The sequence below is a fragment of the Kosakonia oryziphila genome (assembly GCF_900094795.1).
GTDB lineage: Bacteria > Pseudomonadota > Gammaproteobacteria > Enterobacterales > Enterobacteriaceae > Kosakonia > Kosakonia oryziphila.
The window spans coordinates 1-2548 of sequence record NZ_FMBC01000110.1; the positions used below are offsets into that span (position 1 = coordinate 1).

Annotated in this window: 2 protein-coding genes and 2 pseudogenes; 2 read left to right on the forward strand and 2 right to left on the reverse strand. The window is 43.4% G+C overall.

What is annotated here, in order from left to right:
• Positions 1 to 305 (reverse strand): Rpn family recombination-promoting nuclease/putative transposase (locus GA0061070_RS24275; RefSeq protein ID WP_139109842.1); only part of this gene is annotated, 305 nt, incomplete at its 3' end.
• 294 nt (positions 306 to 599) lie between these two features.
• Positions 600 to 1338: pseudogene (locus tag GA0061070_RS24280) on the reverse strand (IS6 family transposase).
• Between the two features lie 286 nt (positions 1339 to 1624).
• Between GA0061070_RS24280 and GA0061070_RS24285 the strand changes: the two are divergent.
• Entirely contained in the window at positions 1625 to 1897 is a 273-nt protein-coding gene (locus tag GA0061070_RS24285) for a hypothetical protein (RefSeq protein WP_090139081.1), read from the forward strand.
• Between the two features lie 353 nt (positions 1898 to 2250).
• Positions 2251 to 2454 (forward strand): annotated as a pseudogene (locus tag GA0061070_RS24290) (transposase); the annotation flags it as partial.
• Positions 2455 to 2548 lie beyond the last annotated feature (94 nt).

Genomic DNA, 2548 nt, shown 5'->3' on the forward strand with positions numbered 1-2548 from the left:
GCTACCGCATAGCGTATCAGGCGGAAAGCCATATGTTTGTCCGGCGTTGACTGGTGTTCGACCAGAACATGAATATATCCGTCGCCGGCTGTGGTTTTCAGGCTGTAGAGGACGTCGCTGAAATACTGGCGGAGATCATCCTCAACGAACGAGCCGGATTCCAGTTTCAGCGTGCTGAGATCGCAGACTGCACGCAGCTCTGCGGGCAGGTGGATTTCCATGAAATCCCGTGCAATATCCGGTTGCGTCAGGAACTGCCTGAACGTGGCATCGTGGGGAGTGGGTGTGCTGTTTTTCTTCTTCATCAGCGCTGGCTCTGAAAAATGACCCGGAGATGTTATCACAGCCCGGGAAAAGCCAGTATTTTCGGGCTAACGGAATTGCCATTCCTTCAGGGGACCGTTCCGGGGTGGTTCAGCCCCCTTCCCAAGCCTTCTTTACCCATCATCGGTTACTGCCTCAGCAACTTTCTTCCCTCTCTCAGATATTCTAAAGCCTCTTCTCTCCGTCCTTCTGCGGCAGCTGTATATAATGTCGCGATACGGGCTTGTTGCAAATAATAAATTTGCGCATTTTTCACTCAGTGCTAAGAGGGGATTTTAAGCTAAAATGGTCTCTACATTGAATAATCGATTCATAAAGGCAGATCGCTCCCGCACCCGAAATTCGGGTTCGTCACGACATAGCCATTCATCAAATTGACCTTTATTCAGTTTTCGCAATGTTTCAAACCCTTGGAGCGTTGACCACGCTCAGCTTCGCTGATTTAAAACCACCTGTCGGCATAATCAATTTTTTTATCGGGGCGTGATCCGATTCAATCCGATTATTAAGGGTTTTGATTTGCCGTTGTTCCACGTCAGCTCGGAGTTTCCCTTCTTTCATTAAGCGAGCGATGGCGTAACCGTAAGCCGCATGCTTATCGGTGTTTAACGTTTTGGGTTGTCGTTCGGAGTGATAAGGTTTTAATACGCGTTTGAGAAATTCATAGGCGGCATATCGGTTACGTTTGGGTGAAAAATAAATATCCAACGTGTCTCCATGTTTATCTATGGCACGATAAAGGTAAAACCATTTTCCGTTCACTTTGACGTAGGTTTCATCAAGCTGCCAAGAGGAAACAGCACGAATGAATTGATATTTTTTGAGTTTTTTACGGAGAATGGGGGCATATTCAATAAACCAACGATAAATCGTTGAACGGTGAACCGAAATCCCCCGTTCAGCCAGCATATAACTGACGTTTGCATAGCTTAACGGTGTGGAACCGTACCAACGTAAGCACCAAAGGATGATGGTTGGTGCAAAATGTTTCCATTTAAACTCGTTTGGAGGCATGAGTTTATCCTAAAGCGATGAACAATACCGTGAGTGTTTCTCACTTAGGTAATTTTTGCAACAAGCCCCAAAAAATAGTATTCTTAACGTTTATTATGCAACGCTATTAATAACCTTGCTAAGCAATACTGATTAGAACATCAATTTTTACCGAACTGGTGAAAATTCAGCTCGCTGTTTTATACTGTCTTAATTCGTTCTGTTTTAATGACGTTTTCAATAGATAGGATAGGTAAAGTGATTTCATGAGGTTTAGGGTAATATTTTACTTTATTAGGGGTAGGGTATGAATAGCTACATAATTTTTATCAAAGATAATGAATCAAAAGTGCTCAAAGTGAACAATGTCACACGTGAACATTCCAAGGAACTGAAAAGTAAAGGTTTTACAAAATATCCTTACACAATAGAAGCTAATAATGAAAAAGATGCTATAGCAAAACTAAACAAACAAGGCGAAGAACATCTTTATGATCTATCTCAGTTCTCCGGTAACATCTTTTTTTACTGTGCCATTTTAGTTGCGGGTTTAGTGATAGCTTTCATTTTCTCTCGCTGAACATGAATTCAGAGAGTGCCACTTAAATGCTCATCAGGCTTGGTCAGCTGTGGTAGTTGCACCAGAGGCGTTAAGCCAACTCATCATATAGCGCCTTTGTTCTTCTTAATGAGCAGGCTAATATAAATCAACTTTGCCTGCCATTACCATTGATGTCTTGATATCTTTAACATCCATTTTTGCGGTTATACTGCATCCAGTGAGATGACACGATCTGCTGATGAAATAGTGGTTTCTCTGTGCGCAATTATAACACGCGTTATATTTAACTCTTTTATCGCCTGGTAATCCCCCCGAAAAATCGGTGTGTTGATAAGTAGAATTTTCTCGTAATCTGAACCGGGGAGATCTCTATGAAAAAATCACGTTTTACTGACAGTCAGATCATGTCCATCCTGAAACAAGCTGAGGCCGGAACACCGGTGGCTGAACTGTGCCGCGAGCATGGCATGAGCAATGCCTGTTTCTATAAATGGCGTTCACGTTTTGGCGGAATGGATGCCTCCATGATGGCCCGTCTGAAAGAGCTGGAAGACGAAAATCGTCGCCTCAAAAAGGGGTTCTACGCCGGAACCGCCGAAATTTCCGGCGCGATATTTTAGTGATCTTTCGGCACTTCAATGACTCCATCGGCAATGCCTTGTGCCAGCC